The following is a 20,936-nucleotide window of genomic DNA, read 5'->3' on the forward strand; positions in this document are numbered from 1 at the left end:
AAGTAGATGACATACACAAAAAGGGGATTTCTACATATTTTAGGTACATAACTAGATTGGGTTGCAATTTTATCCCGCTATTTGTGAACAGTAAGACTTCCACCTTAAAATTCGGCGGAGATAACTGTCAGATTGGTGCGGGCTGATAATTAGTGGGGGTGGCCTCTCGTTAATTAAAGTTTCACTTTATTTTAGAATTTAATTTTGTATATTTATGAAGAAAGTTAAGTAGAAAAAGTATAGAAAACCAATAAGTGGTGTCATTTAATTATTTGTGGAAGTTACATTTTATTTCAAATAGGAACTACCTATTTTTATAAAAAGTGCTAAAATAGAAAAATGAAAACAATTGGTTAGGGTGATTTCAGTGACAAAAATTAAATTAGGTTTATTATATGGTGGAAAATCAGCTGAGCATCAAGTTTCGCTACAAACGGCTCTTGCTGCTATTAAAGCATTAAATCAAGATAAATTCGAGATTCATCCAATTTATATTACAGAACAAGGTCAATGGGTGCGCGGTGAGCGTATTGAAGGTGAAGTAACAGATGTTGAAGTTCTAAAAATGAGCGGCGCAGAAAATGCGATTTCTCCGTTATCATTAAGCACAGAAATCATTCCATCTGCAGCTTCTGAGGAAAATGCTATCGACGTTATTTTCCCATTATTACATGGACCAAATGGTGAAGATGGAACGGTTCAAGGATTATTAGAATTAATGAACATTCCTTATGTAGGAAATGGTGTTCTAGCATCAGCTGCTGGTATGGATAAAGTTGTTATGAAAAACATCTTTGCAGAAGCTGGATTGAAACAAGCGAAATATGCATCGTTTATTCGTAGTGTATGGGAAAAAGATCGTGAGACAGCATATGAAAAAGTAGAAGAAGTTTTAGGATATCCTTGCTTCGTAAAACCAGCAAACCTTGGTTCAAGTGTTGGTATTAATAAGTGTAAAAATCGTGAAGAACTTGAGAATGCATTTGAAGAGGCATTCCAATTTGACCGTAAAATTATTGTAGAAGAAAATATCGTTGGACGTGAAGTAGAAGTTGGTGTACTAGGTAATGATGAACCGAAATGTTCAGTTGTAGGTGAAATTGTACCGAAAAAGGACTTCTATGATTATAAGTCGAAATATATCGATGGTGATACAGCGTTAATTATTCCAGCTGAAATGACAGAAGAAGAGTCTAATGTTATTAAGCGAGATGCGATTATTGCATTCCAATCATTAGATGGTGCCGGCTTAACAAGAGCTGATTTCTTCTTAACGAAAGATGGAGAAGTATATATTAACGAAGTGAATACGATGCCAGGATTTACGCCGTTTAGTATGTTCCCTCTATTATGGCAACATACTGAATTACCGTATCCAGAATTAATTGAAGAGCTAATTCGTTTAGCGATTGAGCGTCACGAAGAAAAACAAAAAATTAAATATACAATCTAACAAAAAAGGAGGAGGCACTATTCGCAGGAATAGTGCTTCCTCTATGTAAGGAGTGTTTTCATGATAAATCGACCGTTAAAACAAGTAGAACAGATGGTAAATGGTACGGGATTAGCAGAGCAATATGAGGGAATTACTATACAAGGTGTGTCTATTGATACGAGAAAAATTGAAAAGGGAAACTTATATGTTCCGATTCAAGGTGAACGTTTCGATGGACATGCTTTTGTAGATAAAGCCGTTGAAAATGGAGCTGTGGCGACATTATGGATGAAAGATGTAGCAAATCCACCTGAGAATCTTCCCGTTATTTTTGTAGAAGACACGCTATCGGCATTACAAATGTTAGCGAAAAACTATCGCGATCAATTGGATGTGAAAGTTATTGGTGTGACAGGTAGTAACGGTAAAACATCTACAAAAGATATTGTAACAAGTCTTCTTGCAACTAAATTCAAAGTTCAAAAAACAGAAGGTAACTTTAATAACCATATCGGGTTACCTCTTACTATTTTAAACTTAGAAGAAAATACAGAAGTAGCTGTATTAGAAATGGGTATGTCAAGTCGAGGGGAAATTGAATTCTTATCTAAGTTAGCACGTCCAAATGCAGCTATCATTACGAACATTGGCGAGGCGCATTTAATGGACTTAGGCTCTCGTGAGGCAATTGCTGAAGCGAAATTAGAAATTGTGACAGGATTACAAGAAGGTGGAGTATTCGTATATAACGGAGATGAGCCATTATTAACAAATCGTGTTCCTGAAATGAATTTAATAGCTGAAACAGTTACGTTTGGTGATGCTAGAGCAAATGATTACTATCCAACGACTGTAACACTACAGGCAACTGGAACACATTTTAAAATGAATAGAGAAGAAAATATTTCATTCTACTTACCAGTATTAGGAAAACACAATGTGTACAATACGCTTGCTTCAATGGCAATTGCGAAACATTTTGGTGTAACGTGGGAAGAGATGAAAGAAGGTTTAGTAACACTTCAAATGACAGGCATGCGTATGGAAATTGTAAAAACAAATAGTGGATTAACAATTATCAATGATGCTTATAATGCAAGTCCGACAGCTATGGAAGCAGCATTCCACTTAATGAACGGTTTAGATGGATTTGCTAAGAAGATTGTTGTACTCGGTGATATGTTAGAGCTTGGAAGTCAAGAAGTACAGTTTCATTATGAAGTCGGTAAATTAATCGATCCAGCAAAAATCGCATATGTGTTCACATATGGTAGATTAGGGGCTCAAATTGCTGAAGGAGCAAAAATTAATTTCCCTAATGAACGTGTAAAGGCGTATGATAATAAAGAAGAGTTAATAAACGAGTTGCAAGCAGTAGTCGATGTGAAAGATGTTGTATTAGTAAAAGCATCTCGCGGCATGAAATTGGAAGAAGTAATTACGATGTTGAAATAATTGGTGTATATAAATAGGGATGATAGATGCGAAAATAGAAGAAACTTATAATAAGCGCTTACAGTAAATATAAAAAAATAAAAGTGAAGAAAAAAACTCTGAATATGAAAATAAGGTAACAGTTGGGTTTGCTTTTTACACATACAAAACTTATAATTGATAAAGTGTAATAACGTTTAGAAGTATTTTCGCGAAGAATATACGCCCGTTTATATACGTGAGCATTCAGGAAAAGGGCTTTTCCGCAAATTCGGAAAACGCCTTTTTTTAAATGATAAGTATAGGATAGAAAAGGAGAAGTAACATTGACAACATTTCGAGAATTAGGATTAAGTGAGTCTTTACTACAATCTGTTGAAAGTATGGGCTTTGAAGAGGCTACGCCGATTCAAGCTGAAACAATTCCACATGCATTGCAAGGTAAGGATATTATTGGGCAAGCGCAAACAGGTACAGGGAAAACAGCAGCATTCGGATTACCACTATTAGATAAAGTGGATACAAATAAAGAAGCAGTTCAAGGTATTGTTATCGCGCCAACGCGTGAATTAGCAATTCAAGTTGGAGAAGAGCTGTACAAAATTGGTAAACATAAACGTGTTCGTATTTTACCAATTTATGGTGGTCAAGATATTAACCGCCAAATTCGTGCTCTAAAAAAACACCCACACATTATTGTTGGTACGCCGGGTCGTATTTTAGATCATATTAACCGTAAAACACTTCGCTTACAAAACGTAGAGACAGTTGTTCTTGACGAAGCGGATGAAATGTTAAACATGGGCTTCATTGAAGATATTGAAGCGATTTTAACAGATGTGCCAGAAACACATCAAACATTACTATTCTCAGCGACAATGCCAGATCCAATCCGTCGTATTGCTGAGCGTTTCATGACTGAGCCTCAACACATTAAAGTGAAAGCAAAAGAAGTAACAATGCCAAACATTCAGCAGTTCTATTTAGAAGTGCAAGAAAAGAAAAAGTTTGACGTGTTAACACGCTTACTAGATATTCAATCTCCAGAGCTTGCAATCGTATTCGGTCGTACAAAGCGTCGTGTTGATGAATTATCAGAAGCATTAAACTTACGTGGTTATGCAGCAGAAGGTATTCACGGTGACTTAACACAAGCGAAGCGTATGTCTGTATTACGTAAATTTAAAGAAGGTGCTATTGAAGTTCTTGTTGCAACAGACGTTGCTGCACGTGGTCTTGATATTTCAGGCGTAACACATGTATACAACTTCGATATCCCACAAGATCCAGAATCATACGTTCACCGTATCGGTCGTACTGGCCGTGCAGGTAAAAAAGGTATTGCAATGTTATTTGTAACACCACGTGAATCAGGACAATTAAAAAATATCGAGCGTACAACAAAACGTAAAGTTGATCGTATGGAAGCTCCGACACTTGACGAGGCATTAGAAGGTCAACAACGTTTAATCGCTGAAAAACTTCAAAGCACAATTGAAAATGATAATTTATCATACTACAAGCGTATTGCAGAAGAAATGTTAGAAGAGAATGATTCTGTAACAGTAGTAGCTGCTGCTTTAAAAATGATGACTAAAGAGCCAGATACAACTCCAATCGCTTTAACATCAGAACCACCAGTTGTTTCAAGAGGTGGCGGTTCTAAAAAACGCGGCGGTAACGGAGGCGGATACCGTGATGGTAACCGTAATCGTAGTCGTGACGGACGCGGCGGTGGCGATGGTCGTAACCGTGATCGCAATCGTGATGGACGCGGTGGTGGCGATGGCCGTAACCGTGATCGCAATCGTGATGCTAGTAACCGTGATCGTAATCGTGATGGTGGTAGCCGTGGTCGTAAAGGTGAAGGTCAAGGTCGTCCTGGATCTTCAAATGGACGTGGCGAAAGAAAGCATCATAGCCGTCCACAAGCTTAATAAAAAAAAGAGAATGCCTTTTGCTGGCATTCTCTTTTTTTATTTCTGTAATTGTACATACTACATAATAACTTGTGTAGAAAAGAGGTGCTACATGCTTGTAAGGCTTGGGTATGTTGCGATGAGTGTGCATTTGAAGAACGCATCTCCATCTCAAACGATGACATATGCACAGTTTCAACGAATTGATGATCGAGAGGCTGCGATTCGTAAACTCGAAAGAATCGCTAATTCGAATTTGGAAAATTGCTTGCGGTTATTAAAGCATAATAAGGGACATGATATATCTTTCTTTCGACTTAGTTCTAAGCTTATTCCTTTAGCGAATCATGAGGAGTTGTTAGAGTGGAACTATATTCGTCCATTAAAAGAAAGTTTAAAAGTGCTAGGTGAATACGCAATTCGTATGAATATGCGTATTGATTTCCATCCGGATCACTTTGTTGTATTAAATTCACCGGAGGAAAGTATTTTTAAACAGTCAGTAAAAACTTTGCAGATGCACAAAAAATTGTTAAAAGGTATGGGAATTGAACATAAGCAACGATGTGTATTACATGTTGGCGGAGGATATAAAGATAAAGAGCTTGCATTAGAGCGCTTTATAGAAAATTGGTCTAACGTTCCAAGGGGTATTCAAGAAATGATCATGTTAGAAAATGATGATACAACCTTTACGCTAGAGGAAACATTGTATTTAGGAGAAAAATTAGACATTCCGGTCGTGTTTGATTTGCATCATCATATGATGAACAATGAACGAGAAGATTGGCATGAAGATTGGGCGCGTGTTGTTCATACGTGGGAAACATCTTTGTTACCAGTTAAAATGCATATCTCCAGTCCTAGAGATGAGAAAGACCCGAGGGCACACGCAGATTTTATTGATGTTGATGCATTCTTATCTTTTTTAAGAAGGATAAAGGGAAGTGTTGGGCAAATTAATTGTATGATTGAGGCGAAGAAGAAGGATGAGTCTTTATTTCAACTCATGAGAGACTTAAGCAAACAAATAGATGTGGAAATTATCGATGGTGCGAGCTTTTACATTAAATAAGCTCAGCACCATCGAATTTTTTTGTTAATAAAGGAGTACAAATACCACCAATGATCAATCCTGTTAAATGGCTTATAGGATTAGCGGAGGGATTGAAGAAAGTGAATAGTAGTAATATACATATCATGATTGAAAAAATAGCAATGTCTCTTGGATTGGAAGAACGATATCGACTATACAATAGAAATAATTGTGCACCTAGCAATCCGAAAATACCACCAGATGCCCCGGCATGAATATATTCAAGGGGCATAATGAGATAAGAAGAAATATTTCCAAGAATGCCAGAAAGGAAAAAAATAATGATGAAAGAAAAGTGCCCTAGTTGTTTTTCAATAGAAGAGCCAAGTACAAATAAACAAATACTATTAGAAAGGAAATGTTGTAAGTCTACATGTACAAGTAAGGAAGTTATGAGACGCCACCATTCTCCTTTAGCGATATATTCATTGTAGGATGCCATGGGAAAGAGAAAAAAGTCGCCTAACATAATCATGACTAATTGTATGAGAAGTAAAGTGATGACGATTGGTTGTAAGGAAATGCGGACAGAAGGTATTAGCATGTTTTGAGTATCACTCCTTTTGCATCAGAAAGATTCTCTGTTATTCTTACAATATGAAAAAAGAAAGCTAAATAGAAGAAGGGGATTTTGAAATGATTGTAGGGATTGGAATCGATATTATTGAATTGAATCGAATTGAAAAAATGCTAGATGGAAAACTTAAATTTATGGAGCGTATTTTAACTGAAAGTGAACGTAATGTTGCTAAGGAGCTGAAGGGAAGTCGCCTTACAGAGTTTGTAGCTGGAAGATTTGCAGCGAAAGAGGCGTATTCAAAAGCGGTAGGAACTGGTATTGGAAAAGAAGTAAGTTTTTTAGATATTGAAGTAAGGAATGATGATAGAGGTAAGCCGATTCTCGTTACAAGTACAGAGCATATTGTTCATTTATCAATTAGTCATAGTAAGGAATTTGCTGTTGCTCAAGTTGTTTTAGAAAGCTCGTCACGCTAGTCTGCATATTTTATATCTTTGTCTCATATATTTGAGGTAGCGATAAGGAAGGTACATCTTCCATTCATTTATAGGGGCAAAGGGGCTGAAGTGATGAAAAGGCGTCTGTTTTTAGTTCTTGTCGGTTTATTAACCGTTTTTGTGTTGGCGGGTTGTATGGAAAAGAAACAAGATGATGTTGTGAGAGATTTAGAGGCGAAAGTCAAAGGGATGAAAAGTTATCAAGCTGAAGCAAAATTATCTATTAAAACAGGGAATGAGCCTCAGGAGTATAAGGTAGAAATATGGCATAAGGAACCTTCTTTTTATCGTGTGAATTTGCAGAATGCGAAAAAAGATCAAAGTCAAATTATATTAAGAAATGAAGAAGGGGTATTTGTATTAACGCCAGCGCTTAATAAAAGTTTCCGTTTCCAAAGTGATTGGCCGCAAAATAGTAGCCAGGCTTATTTATATGAATCCCTTGTGAGAGATATTTTACAGGATAAGAAAAACCTTACTTTTGAAAAAACAGATAAGTATTATATTTTTAAAACAAAAACAAACTATCAACATCAAAACATGTTGCCGAAACAAGAGATTACATTGAAGAAAAGTGATTTAACGCCCGTTTCGGTGAAGTTAATGGATAATGATCAAAATGTTCTTGTGAAAGTAGATTTCTCAAAAGTGAAATTTGATGCGAAATTTGATAAAGGTGCATTTGATACGAAACAAAATATGTCTAGAGCGCAAGTAGATGTTCAAACAACAGCGAAAGAAGACAAACCATTTGCTATTTTGTATCCGCGTGATACGCCGCAAGGTATGGTTTTGAAAGATGAAAAAGAGTTGAAGACAGACAGTGGCAAGCGTGCGATACTCACATACACTGGAAGTAAGAAATCCTTTACTTTGATACAAGAAAAGGCAAAAGTTGCAGAGGCTTCGTCAGCGATAAGTGTGAGCGGAGAATTGGTTGATCTTGGCTTTACAATTGGGGCATTGACGAAAGATTCTTTAACGTGGTCGCATAACGGAGTAGAATATATGCTCGTGTCTAAAGGTTTAGAGCCGAAGGAGCTGTTAATGGTTGCTCGTTCAGTTACAGAGAAGCAAGTGAAGTAAACTTCTTAGACGTGGTGATATATGTGCACCACGTCTTTTCTTAGTTTGAAGGGTGGATTTCATAAAAGAAGCATATAAAAGAATAAGCTTCGCATATCGTGTATAAGGAAGTGTATTTATGGAAGAAGCACCATTTTACCGTGACACTTGGGTGGAAGTGGATTTAGATGCGATCTATAACAATATTACACACATTAAAGATTTCATTCCAAGTGATGTAGAGATTTTTGCTGTAGTTAAAGCGAATGCATATGGACACGATTATGTACCGGTAGCTAAAACGGCATTAGAAGCAGGGGCGACAAGGTTAGCGGTTGCCTTTTTAGATGAAGCTCTAGTGCTTCGAAGGGCTGGTATTACTGTACCGATTTTAGTGTTAGGTCCTTCCCCGCCTCGTGATGTCAATGTAGCTGCTGAAAATGATGTAGCGTTAACTGTTTTTCAAAAAGAGTGGGTGGATGAAGCAATCAAACTTTGGGATGGTTCATCTACAATGAAATACCATATTAATTTCGATAGTGGCATGGGGAGAATTGGAATACGCGAACGAAAAGAATTAAAAGGATTTTTAAAGAGTTTAGAAGGTGCACCATTTTTAGAATTAGAAGGAGTTTATACACATTTTGCAACAGCGGATGAGGTGGAGACTTCTTACTTTGATAAGCAATATAACACATTTTTGCAGCAGTTAAGTTGGTTGAAAGAGTTCGGAGTGGATCCTAAGTTTGTCCATACAGCTAATAGTGCTGCAACGCTACGTTTTCAAGGGATTACATTTAATGCAGTACGAATTGGTATTGCGATGTATGGGTTATCTCCGTCTGTAGAAATACGTCCTTTTTTACCGTTTAAATTAGAACCAGCGCTGTCACTGCATACGAAAGTTGCTCATATTAAACAGGTGATTAAAGGGGATGGGATTAGTTATAACGTCACTTACCGAACGAAAACGGAAGAATGGATTGCAACTGTTGCGATTGGATATGCAGATGGATGGCTTAGAAGATTACAAGGGTTCGAAGTGCTTATAAATGGTAAAAGGGTACCGATTGTAGGTCGAGTAACAATGGATCAATTCATGATACACCTTCCTTGTGCAGTGCCGCTTGGTACGAAAGTTACACTCATTGGAAAACAAGGTGATGAGTATATTAGTGCTACTGAGGTTGCTGAATATTCTGGGACTATTAATTATGAAATTATTGCAACGATAAGCTTCCGTGTGCCGAGAATATTCATACGGCACGGCAAGGTTGTAGAAGTAATCAATTATTTGAACAATATATAGAAGGTAGTATGATTTGCTTCTTGTCATTTGAGAGGACTGTTCATTGGTTAAGAATAAGCTCATTTTTGATGAGAGGCTTTTTACTTATCATTACTTTTAACATAATGTAACGTGAATTTTGCGGGGAAACTCTTTTGTTTCTTGTTTGTAATAAGATAAAAATAAAAGAATATGAATGTTTTGTTTGTGAATTGGAAAACATAAGCAAGGAATAAGGAAGTCTTTGCAACAGGCTCCATACAATGGTATTATTACAATAGGTGTCATATATATATTTGGGTGTGTAGTTGACGGTGGAGGTGTATTTTTGTGTCCGAATCAAGTGTAACTACTGAAATCGTGGTTCGGTTGCCAAAGCAAATGGTAACGGAATTGGACGGAATTGGAAAACAAGAGAATAAGAATCGCCATGAACTAATTTGCCAGGCAACACAACTGTTATTGCGTCAACATAAGACGAAGAAACGCTACCAACATGAATCAATGCGACGTGGGTACATTGAAATGGGAAAAATTAATCTTGGTATTGCATCTGAAGCTTTCTTAGCAGAGTATGAAGCAGCTCATACAGTAGAACGCTTAGTTAGCGGGGGGTAATATTTTGATTGTAAAACGCGGCGACGTGTATTTTGCAGACCTTTCCCCAGTTGTTGGTTCTGAGCAAGGAGGCGTTCGTCCGGTTCTTGTCATTCAAAATGACATCGGAAATCGTTTTAGTCCAACGGTGATTGTAGCGGCTATTACTGCACAGATTCAAAAAGCTAAATTACCCACTCATGTGGAAATTGATGCGAAAAAGTACGGTTTTGAGAGAGATTCTGTTATTTTACTTGAGCAGATTCGAACAATCGATAAGCAGCGCTTAACGGATAAAATCACTCACTTAGATGAAGTGATGATGATTCGTGTAGATGAAGCGCTACAAATTAGTTTAGGACTAATAGATTTTTAAATCGGCAGTTTAAGTTGCTCTCTTTACAGGGCAACTTTTTTTTATTATAGAGGAGGTTACGGTTGTATATGGAAATGGTAGATAATCGACAAGCGTTAATGAAAATGTTAGTGAAGGAATTAGGCTTTACCGAAAAGCAAGTTCGTCATGTTATTCAATTAACAGAAGAAGGTAACACAGTTCCATTTATTGCTCGTTACCGAAAAGAATGGACAGGCTCTTTAGATGAAGTGCAAATTCGTACAATTTTAGAGAGATGGCAATATATGATGCAGCTTGAAGGTAGGAAAGAAGAGGTTCTTCGTCTTATTGATGAGAAGGGGAAACTGACTGGAGAGTTACGTCAGCAAATTGTTAAAGCTGTAAAGTTGCAAGAAGTAGAAGATTTATATCGTCCATATAAAGAGAAAAGAAGAACGAAAGCAACGATTGCAAAAGAAAAAGGACTAGAGCCGTTAGCTGAATGGTTATTGTTATATAAGAAAGAAGATCCAAATCAGAAGGCAGTGGAGTTTATTAACACAGAGAAAGAAGTGCAATCTGCAGAAGAAGCATTACAAGGTGCCCAAGACATTATTGCAGAAATCGTTTCAGATGAAGCAGCTTATCGTAGTTGGATTCGGAATGTTACTTTTAGAAAAGGTGTTATGTCTTCGTCCGTAAAAGATGAAGAGAAAGATGAAAAGAATATATATGAAATGTATTACAGTTATGAAGAACCGTTGCAGAAAGTAGTACCGCATCGTGTATTAGCGATGAATCGCGGTGAGAAAGAAGATATATTGAGAGTGTCTGTTGTTCCACCAGTAGATGAGATAGTAACTTTCTTATATAAGAGAGTAATTCGTGATAACGATTCTAAAAGTGCACATTATGTAAAGTTAGCAATTGAGGATGGTTATAAACGATTAATTCAATCCTCCATTGAAAGAGAGATTCGAAAAGAATTAACAGAAACAGCTGAGGAACAAGCCATACATATTTTCTCTGAGAACTTACGTAATTTGTTATTACAACCTCCAATGAAAGGAAAGGTTGTGTTAGCGGTAGACCCTGCATATAGAACTGGTTGTAAATTAGCTGTTGTAGATGATACGGGGAAGGTTCTATATATTGATGTTATTTATCCGCATCCACCTGTTCGTAAATATGAAGATGCAAAAACGAAAGTTCTTTCTATTATAGATAAATATCAAGTTGAAATGATTGCGATTGGGAATGGTACAGCTTCTAGGGAATCGGAAGAATTTATAGTTGATGTATTACAAAATGTGAAACAAGAAGTCTTCTATATTATTGTGAACGAAGCTGGTGCGAGTGTGTATTCGGCCTCTGATTTAGCTCGTGAGGAATTTCCGAATTTACAGGTTGAAGAAAGAAGTGCTGTTTCTATTGGGAGACGTCTGCAAGATCCACTTGCTGAACTTGTGAAGATTGATCCTAAATCAGTTGGGGTTGGACAATACCAACATGATGTATCTCAAAAGAGGCTGAATGAATCATTAACATTTGTAGTAGAGACGGCAGTTAACCAAGTCGGTGTGAATGTAAATACAGCTTCAGTTGCGTTACTGCAATATGTTTCGGGTTTATCGAAAACTGTTGCGAAAAATATTGTGGCAAAGCGTGAAGAAGAAGGGAAATTTACAAAACGAACAGACTTGAAGAAAATACCGCGTCTAGGTGCGAAGACATATGAACAATGTATAGGTTTTTTACGTATATTAGAAGGGGCAAATCCGTTAGATCGAACGGGTATTCATCCAGAGCAATATAAAAATGTTGAATTGTTATTGAAGAGTCTAGGATTATCGAAAGGCGACGTAGGGCAATTGCAATTACAAAAGAGCTTAGAAGAAGTGGAGATTTCTAAGTTGTCGCAAGAAACGGGAGTTGGGGAGCCAACATTAATTGATATTATAGATGCGCTTATTAGTCCAGAGCGAGACATGAGGGATGAGTTGCCTAAACCGCTTCTGAAAAAAGGGATTTTGAAATTAGAAGATTTAAAACGTGGTATGGAACTGGAAGGAACAGTTCGTAACGTTGTTGATTTTGGTGCTTTTGTTGATGTAGGTGTAAAACAAGATGGTTTAGTGCATATTTCTAAACTAAGCAAACAGTATGTGAAGCATCCGTTAGATATTGTATCTGTCGGACAAATCGTCAAGGTATGGGTAGATGATATTGATACGAAAAAAGGTCGCGTTGCACTATCCATGTTGCCGATTGAATAGTAAGAGAAGAGAGCAGATGAAACTGCTCTTTTTTTATGGGATAAAACGTGTAATGGATTATGAGCTTTGATGTATTTTGCTATAATAAAACCAGCATTCATTTAGTAATTTAATTTGATACCGGTTTTTTTCAAAATATGCGCGTTGCATTTGTTTTTTTAGCCACGTAGGCATAGGAATCCCTCCTTGTTTAATCCCACTCTCAAAAATCTAAGGTACTATTGATGAGAGGTTGGTGAGTGGATTTCTATTCATGCTATATTTTTAGAAACCACGCTTCTTGAATGAGGATGGGTATATGTACTATTTAATATATGTATAAGGGAGGAGAAAAGTGTAAAAATATTTTTTAGTTTAGGAGGAATGAGAGTGGATGAGCAAGAAATACAGCGTCTGGTGGAAGAAGTATCACTACAATACTTCGGAATGCCATTTTCCCATAAAGCTATGTTCAATAGTAGGTTGCGTACAACTGGTGGACGTTATCTATTGAATACACACAATATTGAACTGAATTATCGATATTACGAAATGTATGGGAAAAAAGAGTTAGTTGGAATCATTAAGCATGAGCTTTGTCATTATCACTTACATATTACAGGAAGGGGCTATAAGCACCGGGATAGAGATTTTCGTGAATTGTTAAAAGAAGTTGATGCGCCCCGTTTTTGTAAACGAATAATTAATGAAGAGAAGGAGAAAAAGGTTTATACGTATGAATGTATGGGCTGTTCGCTTCAATATGTAAGAAGACGTCAAATAAATACAAAAAGATATGTCTGCGGAAAGTGTAAAGGGAAATTGAACCTGATAAAGAAAACATCTTGACAGTGAAAACGCAATCCAGTATATTATAAACATGTCACGTTTGTACAAGGTGTTGTGAAAAAACATCTTGACTTACGATAAGAAATTTTATAAGATACAAATTGTCTTTATTATTCCGCAGTAGCTCAGTGGTAGAGCTATCGGCTGTTAACCGATCGGTCGTAGGTTCGAGTCCTACCTGCGGAGCCATACAGAGAAGTACCCAAGTGGCTCAAGGGGCTCCCCTGCTAAGGGAGTAGATCGCTAACGCGGTGCGAGGGTTCGAATCCCTTCTTCTCTGCCATACATACTGGCCCGTTGGTCAAGTGGTTAAGACACCGCCCTTTCACGGCGGTAACACGGGTTCGAATCCCGTACGGGTCACCACTTCGGAGGATTAGCTCAGCTGGGAGAGCACCTGCCTTACAAGCAGGGGGTCGGCGGTTCGATCCCGTCATCCTCCACCATATAAATTATATAAATAGTATCATCGCGGGGTGGAGCAGCACGGTAGCTCGTCGGGCTCATAACCCGAAGGTCGCAGGTTCAAATCCTGTCCCCGCAACCAAATGGTCCCGTGGTGTAGTGGTTAACATGCCTGCCTGTCACGCAGGAGATCGCCGGTTCGACCCCGGTCGGGACCGCCATTTTAACTTCTGCTATTTGGCAGTTGTTTTTTATTGGACATTATGTTACAATAACATTTGTCTTTGAAAAGAAGATAAACATTTCGATGGGCTATAGCCAAGCGGTAAGGCAACGGACTTTGACTCCGTCATGCGCTGGTTCGAATCCAGCTAGCCCAGCCATTTACGAGCCATTAGCTCAGTTGGTAGAGCATCTGACTTTTAATCAGAGGGTCGAAGGTTCGAATCCTTCATGGCTCACTTTTGTTTTTTCCGCGCGGTCGTGGCGGAACGGCAGACGCGCTAGGTTGAGGGCCTAGTGGGGGAAACCCCGTGGAGGTTCAAGTCCTCTCGGCCGCATCAAAAAATCTTTTTAAAAAGTACTTGCATTTGAAAATGTAGTATGATAAGATAATTGAGTCGCCAAAATACAACGACGAAAAAACATCATGAATAAGCGCCCGTAGCTCAATTGGATAGAGCGTTTGACTACGGATCAAGAGGTTAGGGGTTCGACTCCTCTCGGGCGCGCCATAACGGGAAGTGGCTCAGCTTGGTAGAGCACCTGGTTTGGGACCAGGGGGTCGCAGGTTCAAATCCTGTCTTCCCGACCACGCGGGTGTAGTTTAGTGGTAAAACAAGAGCCTTCCAAGCTCTGGTCGAGAGTTCGATTCTCTTCACCCGCTTTTAGTTCTTTGAAAACTGAACGAAACAAACAACGTGAAACGTCAATTTTTATTTTTAGATGCTAGACAAACTAACTTTATTGGAGAGTTTGATCCTGGCTCAGGATGAACGCTGGCGGCGTGCCTAATACATGCAAGTCGAGCGAATGGATTAAGAGCTTGCTCTTATGAAGTTAGCGGCGGACGGGTGAGTAACACGTGGGTAACCTGCCCATAAGACTGGGATAACTCCGGGAAACCGGGGCTAATACCGGATAATATTTTGAACTGCATGGTTCGAAATTGAAAGGCGGCTTCGGCTGTCACTTATGGATGGACCCGCGTCGCATTAGCTAGTTGGTGAGGTAACGGCTCACCAAGGCAACGATGCGTAGCCGACCTGAGAGGGTGATCGGCCACACTGGGACTGAGACACGGCCCAGACTCCTACGGGAGGCAGCAGTAGGGAATCTTCCGCAATGGACGAAAGTCTGACGGAGCAACGCCGCGTGAGTGATGAAGGCTTTCGGGTCGTAAAACTCTGTTGTTAGGGAAGAACAAGTGCTAGTTGAATAAGCTGGCACCTTGACGGTACCTAACCAGAAAGCCACGGCTAACTACGTGCCAGCAGCCGCGGTAATACGTAGGTGGCAAGCGTTATCCGGAATTATTGGGCGTAAAGCGCGCGCAGGTGGTTTCTTAAGTCTGATGTGAAAGCCCACGGCTCAACCGTGGAGGGTCATTGGAAACTGGGAGACTTGAGTGCAGAAGAGGAAAGTGGAATTCCATGTGTAGCGGTGAAATGCGTAGAGATATGGAGGAACACCAGTGGCGAAGGCGACTTTCTGGTCTGTAACTGACACTGAGGCGCGAAAGCGTGGGGAGCAAACAGGATTAGATACCCTGGTAGTCCACGCCGTAAACGATGAGTGCTAAGTGTTAGAGGGTTTCCGCCCTTTAGTGCTGAAGTTAACGCATTAAGCACTCCGCCTGGGGAGTACGGCCGCAAGGCTGAAACTCAAAGGAATTGACGGGGGCCCGCACAAGCGGTGGAGCATGTGGTTTAATTCGAAGCAACGCGAAGAACCTTACCAGGTCTTGACATCCTCTGAAAACCCTAGAGATAGGGCTTCTCCTTCGGGAGCAGAGTGACAGGTGGTGCATGGTTGTCGTCAGCTCGTGTCGTGAGATGTTGGGTTAAGTCCCGCAACGAGCGCAACCCTTGATCTTAGTTGCCATCATTAAGTTGGGCACTCTAAGGTGACTGCCGGTGACAAACCGGAGGAAGGTGGGGATGACGTCAAATCATCATGCCCCTTATGACCTGGGCTACACACGTGCTACAATGGACGGTACAAAGAGCTGCAAGACCGCGAGGTGGAGCTAATCTCATAAAACCGTTCTCAGTTCGGATTGTAGGCTGCAACTCGCCTACATGAAGCTGGAATCGCTAGTAATCGCGGATCAGCATGCCGCGGTGAATACGTTCCCGGGCCTTGTACACACCGCCCGTCACACCACGAGAGTTTGTAACACCCGAAGTCGGTGGGGTAACCTTTATGGAGCCAGCCGCCTAAGGTGGGACAGATGATTGGGGTGAAGTCGTAACAAGGTAGCCGTATCGGAAGGTGCGGCTGGATCACCTCCTTTCTATGGAGAATTGATGAACGCTGTTCATCAATATAAGTTTCCGTGTTTCGTTTTGTTCAGTTTTGAGAGAACTATCTCTCATATATAAATGTATGTTCTTTGAAAACTAGATAACAGTGTAGCTCATATTTTTTTAATTTTAGTTTGGTTAAGTTAGAAAGGGCGCACGGTGGATGCCTTGACACTAGGAGTCGATGAAGGACGGGACTAACGCCGATATGCTTCGGGGAGCTGTAAGTAAGCTTTGATCCGAAGATTTCCGAATGGGGAAACCCACCATACGTAATGGTATGGTATCCTTACCTGAATACATAGGGTAAGGAAGACAGACCCAGGGAACTGAAACATCTAAGTACCTGGAGGAAGAGAAAGCAAATGCGATTTCCTGAGTAGCGGCGAGCGAAACGGAACATAGCCCAAACCAAGAGGCTTGCCTCTTGGGGTTGTAGGACATTCTATACGGAGTTACAAAGGAACGAGGTAGACGAAGCGACCTGGAAAGGTCCGTCGTAGAGGGTAACAACCCCGTAGTCGAAACTTCGTTCTCTCTTGAATGTATCCTGAGTACGGCGGAACACGTGAAATTCCGTCGGAATCTGGGAGGACCATCTCCCAAGGCTAAATACTCCCTAGTGATCGATAGTGAACCAGTACCGTGAGGGAAAGGTGAAAAGCACCCCGGAAGGGGAGTGAAAGAGATCCTGAAACCGTGTGCCTACAAATAGTCAGAGCCCGTTAATGGGTGATGGCGTGCCTTTTGTAGAATGAACCGGCGAGTTACGATCCCGTGCGAGGTTAAGCTGAAGAGGCGGAGCCGCAGCGAAAGCGAGTCTGAATAGGGCGTTTAGTACGTGGTCGTAGACCCGAAACCAGGTGATCTACCCATGTCCAGGGTGAAGTTCAGGTAACACTGAATGGAGGCCCGAACCCACGCACGTTGAAAAGTGCGGGGATGAGGTGTGGGTAGCGGAGAAATTCCAATCGAACCTGGAGATAGCTGGTTCTCCCCGAAATAGCTTTAGGGCTAGCCTTAAGTGTAAGAGTCTTGGAGGTAGAGCACTGATTGAACTAGGGGTCCTCATCGGATTACCGAATTCAGTCAAACTCCGAATGCCAATGACTTATCCTTAGGAGTCAGACTGCGAGTGATAAGATCCGTAGTCAAGAGGGAAACAGCCCAGATCGCCAGCTAAGGTCCCAAAGTGTGTATTAAGTGGAAAAGGATGTGGAGTTGCTTAGACAACTAGGATGTTGGCTTAGAAGCAGCCACCATTTAAAGAGTGCGTAATAGCTCACTAGTCGAGTGACTCTGCGCCGAAAATGTACCGGGGCTAAATACACCACCGAAGCTGCGAATTGATACCAATGGTATCAGTGGTAGGGGAGCGTTCTAAGTGCAGTGAAGTCAGACCGGAAGGACTGGTGGAGCGCTTAGAAGTGAGAATGCCGGTATGAGTAGCGAAAGACGGGTGAGAATCCCGTCCACCGAATGCCTAAGGTTTCCTGAGGAAGGCTCGTCCGCTCAGGGTTAGTCAGGACCTAAGCCGAGGCCGACAGGCGTAGGCGATGGACAACAGGTTGATATTCCTGTACCACCTCTTTATCGTTTGAGCAATGGAGGGACGCAGAAGGATAGAAGAAGCGTGCGATTGGTTGTGCACGTCCAAGCAGTTAGGCTGATAAGTAGGCAAATCCGCTTATCGTGAAGGCTGAGCTGTGATGGGGAAGCTCCTTATGGAGCGAAGTCTTTGATTCCCCGCTGCCAAGAAAAGCTTCTAGCGAGATAAAAGGTGCCTGTACCGCAAACCGACACAGGTAGGCGAGGAGAGAATCCTAAGGTGTGCGAGAGAACTCTGGTTAAGGAACTCGGCAAAATGACCCCGTAACTTCGGGAGAAGGGGTGCTTTCTTAACGGAAAGCCGCAGTGAATAGGCCCAAGCGACTGTTTAGCAAAAACACAGGTCTCTGCGAAGCCGTAAGGCGAAGTATAGGGGCTGACACCTGCCCGGTGCTGGAAGGTTAAGGAGAGGGGTTAGCGTAAGCGAAGCTCTGAACTGAAGCCCCAGTAAACGGCGGCCGTAACTATAACGGTCCTAAGGTAGCGAAATTCCTTGTCGGGTAAGTTCCGACCCGCACGAAAGGTGTAACGATTTGGGCACTGTCTCAACCAGAGACTCGGTGAAATTATAGTACCTGTGAAGATGCAGGTTACCCGCGACAGGACGGAAAGACCCCGTGGAGCTTTACTGTAGCCTGATATTGAATTTTGGTACAGTTTGTACAGGATAGGCGGGAGCCATTGAAACCGGAGCGCTAGCTTCGGTGGAGGCGCTGGTGGGATACCGCCCTGACTGTATTGAAATTCTAACCTACGGGTCTTATCGACCCGGGAGACAGTGTCAGGTGGGCAGTTTGACTGGGGCGGTCGCCTCCTAAAGTGTAACGGAGGCGCCCAAAGGTTCCCTCAGAATGGTTGGAAATCATTCGTAGAGTGCAAAGGCATAAGGGAGCTTGACTGCGAGACCTACAAGTCGAGCAGGGACGAAAGTCGGGCTTAGTGATCCGGTGGTTCCGCATGGAAGGGCCATCGCTCAACGGATAAAAGCTACCCCGGGGATAACAGGCTTATCTCCCCCAAGAGTCCACATCGACGGGGAGGTTTGGCACCTCGATGTCGGCTCATCGCATCCTGGGGCTGTAGTCGGTCCCAAGGGTTGGGCTGTTCGCCCATTAAAGCGGTACGCGAGCTGGGTTCAGAACGTCGTGAGACAGTTCGGTCCCTATCCGTCGTGGGCGTAGGAAATTTGAGAGGAGCTGTCCTTAGTACGAGAGGACCGGGATGGACGCACCGCTGGTGTACCAGTTGTTCTGCCAAGGGCATAGCTGGGTAGCTATGTGCGGAAGGGATAAGTGCTGAAAGCATCTAAGCATGAAGCCCCCCTCAAGATGAGATTTCCCATAGCGTAAGCTAGTAAGATCCCTGAAAGATGATCAGGTTGATAGGTTCGAGGTGGAAGCATGGTGACATGTGGAGCTGACGAATACTAATAGATCGAGGACTTAACCATATAATATGAAGCAATGTTATCTAGTTTTGAAGGAATATACCTTCAATAGTCTGGTAATGATGGCAGAGAGGTCACACCCGTTCCCATACCGAACACGGAAGTTAAGCTCTCTAGCGCCGATGGTAGTTGGGACCTTGTCCCTGTGAGAGTAGGACGTTGCCAGGCTATTTATATCATCGCGGGGTGGAGCAGCACGGTAGCTCGTCGGGCTCATAACCCGAAGGTCGCAGGTTCAAATCCTGTCCCCGCAACCAAATGGTCCCGTGGTGTAGTGGTTAACATGCCTGCCTGTCACGCAGGAGATCGCCGGTTCGACCCCGGTCGGGACCGCCATTTTATATAAAGAAAAGAACGAAACATGTTGTTTCGTATTTTTTTATTTGTTTTAACAAAAAACTAATAAAGACAGTCAAACTATCCTTAGGAAAACTCCTAAGGACTTTTTTATATATTTAAAACCTGTATAATAAAGAGCAGAGAACATTGTGAGTAAAGTAGGTGAAGTCTGTGAGTAAATATGAAATAACAACAAAATCTTCTGAGGAAACACAAAGATTATCAGAAAAACTAGGTGGACTTGTCGGAGCGCAAGATGTAATTATTTTAGAAGGAGATCTAGGGGCTGGTAAGACAACTTTTACAAAAGGACTAGCAAAAGGTCTTGGAGTGAAAAGAGTTGTAAATAGTCCTACCTTTAATATTATTAAAGAATATAAAGGGAGATTGCCGCTATATCATATGGACGTGTATCGCTTAGCAGAAAGTGAAGAGGACTTGGGTTTTGATGAATATTTCTACGGTGAAGGAATTACCGTAGTAGAATGGGCTCATTTAATAGAAGCATTTTTACCAAATGAGAAGTTACAAATTAGTTTATTCCATGCTGGAGATGATACAAGGAAAATTGTACTCGAGCCAATTGGAGATCGATATATTAGATTATGTGAGGAGCTATTACAAGATGAAAGTACTAGCAATTGATACTTCAAATTACGTAATGGGTGTATCCCTTATTGAGGAAGGAAACGTAATTGGGGAAATCATTACAAACTTAACAAAAAATCATTCTGTACGTCTTATGCCAGCTGTAGCAAAATTGTTAAAAGAATGTGGTGTAAAACCGAAAGAATTAACTAAAATCGTTGTAGCTGCTGGACCTGGGTCATATACAGGTGTTCGCATAGGTGTGACAGCTGCAAAAACATTAGCTTGGTCACTTCAAATACCAATTGTAGGTGTATCAAGTTTAGAAGTAGTTGCTGCCAACGGTGCTAATTTTAATGGATTGATCTGTCCTTTATTTGATGGAAGACGTGGACAAATTTATACTGGGTTATATACATATGAAGGAGAGCATTTAACTTCTATAGAAGAAGACCGAATCATCCTTATTGTAGACTGGTTGCAAATGTTAAAGGATAAAGGGAAGCCGATTTTATTTATTGGTAACGATGTTAAACTGCACAAAGAAACAATAATAGAACATTTAGGCGATCAAGCTGTATTTGCTCCTTTTACTAAAAATAACCCTAGACCAAGTGAACTGGCGTTCTTAGGATTACAAAAAGAAGAACAAGATGTACATTCATTTGTTCCTAGTTATCTTCGTTTAGCTGAAGCTGAAACAAAGTGGTTAGAAAGTCAAAATAAGTAGGA

The 20,936-nt window shown here is 40.9% G+C and carries 15 protein-coding genes, 14 tRNA genes and 3 rRNA genes; 30 read left to right on the forward strand and 2 right to left on the reverse strand.

What is annotated here, in order from left to right:
* The first annotated feature begins 367 nt into the window (after nt 1-367).
* From KZZ19_RS01340 to uvsE, 4 genes are all read left to right on the forward strand, one after another.
* Nucleotides 368-1,453, forward strand: a complete 1,086-nt coding sequence (locus KZZ19_RS01340) for a D-alanine--D-alanine ligase (RefSeq protein ID WP_237982335.1) — start codon at nt 368-370, stop codon at nt 1,451-1,453.
* A gap of 60 nt (nt 1,454-1,513) precedes the next feature.
* The gene (gene murF / locus KZZ19_RS01345; protein ID WP_237982336.1) at nt 1,514-2,890 is read left to right on the forward strand and encodes a UDP-N-acetylmuramoyl-tripeptide--D-alanyl-D-alanine ligase; all 1,377 of its coding nucleotides are present in this window, start codon (nt 1,514-1,516) and stop codon (nt 2,888-2,890) included.
* 305 nt (nt 2,891-3,195) lie between these two features.
* Nucleotides 3,196-4,806: a DEAD/DEAH box helicase gene (locus KZZ19_RS01350; RefSeq protein ID WP_151635532.1), complete on the forward strand. Its 1,611-nt coding sequence runs from the start codon at nt 3,196-3,198 to the stop codon at nt 4,804-4,806.
* A gap of 94 nt (nt 4,807-4,900) precedes the next feature.
* Entirely contained in the window at nt 4,901-5,863 is a 963-nt protein-coding gene (gene uvsE / locus KZZ19_RS01355) for a UV DNA damage repair endonuclease UvsE (protein ID WP_088094883.1), read from the forward strand.
* On the opposite strand, the gene KZZ19_RS01360 is transcribed toward uvsE, so the two are convergent.
* Nucleotides 5,856-6,428 carry a rhomboid family intramembrane serine protease gene (locus KZZ19_RS01360; protein WP_088094882.1) on the reverse strand — a complete coding sequence of 191 codons (573 nt, stop codon included), beginning with the start codon at nt 6,426-6,428 and terminating at the stop codon, nt 5,856-5,858. The genes uvsE and KZZ19_RS01360 overlap by 8 nt on opposite strands.
* Nucleotides 6,429-6,520: 92 nt before the next feature.
* Between KZZ19_RS01360 and acpS the strand changes: the two genes are divergently transcribed.
* The 6 genes from acpS to KZZ19_RS01390 all read left to right on the forward strand — a co-directional run bounded on the left by acpS (nt 6,521) and on the right by KZZ19_RS01390 (nt 12,464).
* A complete protein-coding gene (gene acpS, locus KZZ19_RS01365) occupies nt 6,521-6,880 on the forward strand; it encodes a holo-ACP synthase (protein ID WP_000635044.1) in 360 nt (119 codons plus the stop codon).
* Nucleotides 6,881-7,036: 156 nt separating this feature from the next.
* Nucleotides 7,037-7,987: a LolA family protein gene (locus KZZ19_RS01370; protein WP_002096914.1), complete on the forward strand. Its 951-nt coding sequence runs from the start codon at nt 7,037-7,039 to the stop codon at nt 7,985-7,987.
* A gap of 118 nt (nt 7,988-8,105) precedes the next feature.
* Entirely contained in the window at nt 8,106-9,275 is a 1,170-nt protein-coding gene (alr, locus tag KZZ19_RS01375) for an alanine racemase (protein WP_237982337.1), read from the forward strand.
* 309 nt (nt 9,276-9,584) lie between these two features.
* Nucleotides 9,585-9,872: an antitoxin EndoAI gene (locus KZZ19_RS01380; RefSeq protein WP_000004570.1), complete on the forward strand. Its 288-nt coding sequence runs from the start codon at nt 9,585-9,587 to the stop codon at nt 9,870-9,872.
* A gap of 4 nt (nt 9,873-9,876) precedes the next feature.
* Nucleotides 9,877-10,227: a type II toxin-antitoxin system endoribonuclease NdoA gene (gene ndoA, locus KZZ19_RS01385; RefSeq protein ID WP_000635963.1), complete on the forward strand. Its 351-nt coding sequence runs from the start codon at nt 9,877-9,879 to the stop codon at nt 10,225-10,227.
* Between the two features lie 68 nt (nt 10,228-10,295).
* Nucleotides 10,296-12,464, forward strand: coding sequence for a Tex family protein (locus tag KZZ19_RS01390; protein ID WP_237982338.1), 2,169 nt, complete (start codon nt 10,296-10,298; stop codon nt 12,462-12,464).
* 57 nt (nt 12,465-12,521) lie between these two features.
* On the opposite strand, the gene cmpA is transcribed toward KZZ19_RS01390, so the two are convergent.
* Nucleotides 12,522-12,638, reverse strand: a complete 117-nt coding sequence (cmpA, locus tag KZZ19_RS01395) for a cortex morphogenetic protein CmpA (protein WP_001143642.1) — start codon at nt 12,636-12,638, stop codon at nt 12,522-12,524.
* A 189-nt stretch (nt 12,639-12,827) separates the two neighbouring features.
* Between cmpA and KZZ19_RS01400 the strand changes: the two genes are divergently transcribed.
* The 20 genes from KZZ19_RS01400 (at nt 12,828) to tsaB (ending at nt 20,934) form a co-directional block, all read left to right on the forward strand.
* Complete coding sequence (locus KZZ19_RS01400; protein WP_237982339.1) at nt 12,828-13,292, forward strand: SprT family protein; 465 nt, start codon at nt 12,828-12,830, stop codon at nt 13,290-13,292.
* A gap of 114 nt (nt 13,293-13,406) precedes the next feature.
* Nucleotides 13,407-13,481: transfer RNA gene (locus KZZ19_RS01405), tRNA-Asn, on the forward strand.
* Nucleotides 13,482-13,484: 3 nt separating this feature from the next.
* Nucleotides 13,485-13,575 (forward strand) — tRNA-Ser (locus KZZ19_RS01410).
* Between the two features lie 8 nt (nt 13,576-13,583).
* Nucleotides 13,584-13,658 (forward strand) — tRNA-Glu (locus KZZ19_RS01415).
* Nucleotides 13,659-13,662: 4 nt separating this feature from the next.
* Nucleotides 13,663-13,738, forward strand: a tRNA-Val gene (locus KZZ19_RS01420).
* 24 nt (nt 13,739-13,762) lie between these two features.
* Nucleotides 13,763-13,839: transfer RNA gene (locus tag KZZ19_RS01425), tRNA-Met, on the forward strand.
* Between the two features lie 3 nt (nt 13,840-13,842).
* Nucleotides 13,843-13,918, forward strand: a tRNA-Asp gene (locus KZZ19_RS01430).
* 87 nt (nt 13,919-14,005) lie between these two features.
* Nucleotides 14,006-14,080, forward strand: a tRNA-Gln gene (locus KZZ19_RS01435).
* Nucleotides 14,081-14,085: 5 nt separating this feature from the next.
* Nucleotides 14,086-14,158: transfer RNA gene (locus KZZ19_RS01440), tRNA-Lys, on the forward strand.
* 16 nt (nt 14,159-14,174) lie between these two features.
* Nucleotides 14,175-14,257: transfer RNA gene (locus KZZ19_RS01445), tRNA-Leu, on the forward strand.
* A gap of 97 nt (nt 14,258-14,354) precedes the next feature.
* Nucleotides 14,355-14,431: transfer RNA gene (locus KZZ19_RS01450), tRNA-Arg, on the forward strand.
* 3 nt (nt 14,432-14,434) lie between these two features.
* Nucleotides 14,435-14,511: transfer RNA gene (locus KZZ19_RS01455), tRNA-Pro, on the forward strand.
* A gap of 1 nt (nt 14,512) precedes the next feature.
* Nucleotides 14,513-14,583 (forward strand) — tRNA-Gly (locus KZZ19_RS01460).
* A 77-nt stretch (nt 14,584-14,660) separates the two neighbouring features.
* Nucleotides 14,661-16,212 (forward strand): 16S ribosomal RNA (locus KZZ19_RS01465).
* A 146-nt stretch (nt 16,213-16,358) separates the two neighbouring features.
* Nucleotides 16,359-19,280 (forward strand): 23S ribosomal RNA (locus tag KZZ19_RS01470).
* Nucleotides 19,281-19,329: 49 nt separating this feature from the next.
* Nucleotides 19,330-19,445: ribosomal RNA gene (rrf, locus tag KZZ19_RS01475) — 5S ribosomal RNA — on the forward strand.
* Together the 16S, 23S and 5S rRNA genes with 14 tRNA genes alongside form the textbook arrangement of a ribosomal RNA operon.
* 12 nt (nt 19,446-19,457) lie before the next feature.
* Nucleotides 19,458-19,534: transfer RNA gene (locus KZZ19_RS01480), tRNA-Met, on the forward strand.
* 3 nt (nt 19,535-19,537) lie between these two features.
* Nucleotides 19,538-19,613: transfer RNA gene (locus KZZ19_RS01485), tRNA-Asp, on the forward strand.
* A gap of 174 nt (nt 19,614-19,787) precedes the next feature.
* Nucleotides 19,788-20,261: a tRNA (adenosine(37)-N6)-threonylcarbamoyltransferase complex ATPase subunit type 1 TsaE gene (gene tsaE / locus KZZ19_RS01490; RefSeq protein ID WP_061679603.1), complete on the forward strand. Its 474-nt coding sequence runs from the start codon at nt 19,788-19,790 to the stop codon at nt 20,259-20,261.
* On the forward strand, nt 20,242-20,934 hold the full coding sequence (gene tsaB, locus KZZ19_RS01495) for a tRNA (adenosine(37)-N6)-threonylcarbamoyltransferase complex dimerization subunit type 1 TsaB (protein ID WP_237982765.1): 693 nt from the start codon (nt 20,242-20,244) through the stop codon (nt 20,932-20,934). The genes tsaE and tsaB overlap by 20 nt, the downstream gene beginning before the upstream one ends.
* Nucleotides 20,935-20,936: the final 2 nt, after the last annotated feature.

This window comes from Bacillus thuringiensis (assembly GCF_022095615.2).
GTDB classification, from domain to species: domain Bacteria; phylum Bacillota; class Bacilli; order Bacillales; family Bacillaceae_G; genus Bacillus_A; species Bacillus_A cereus_AG.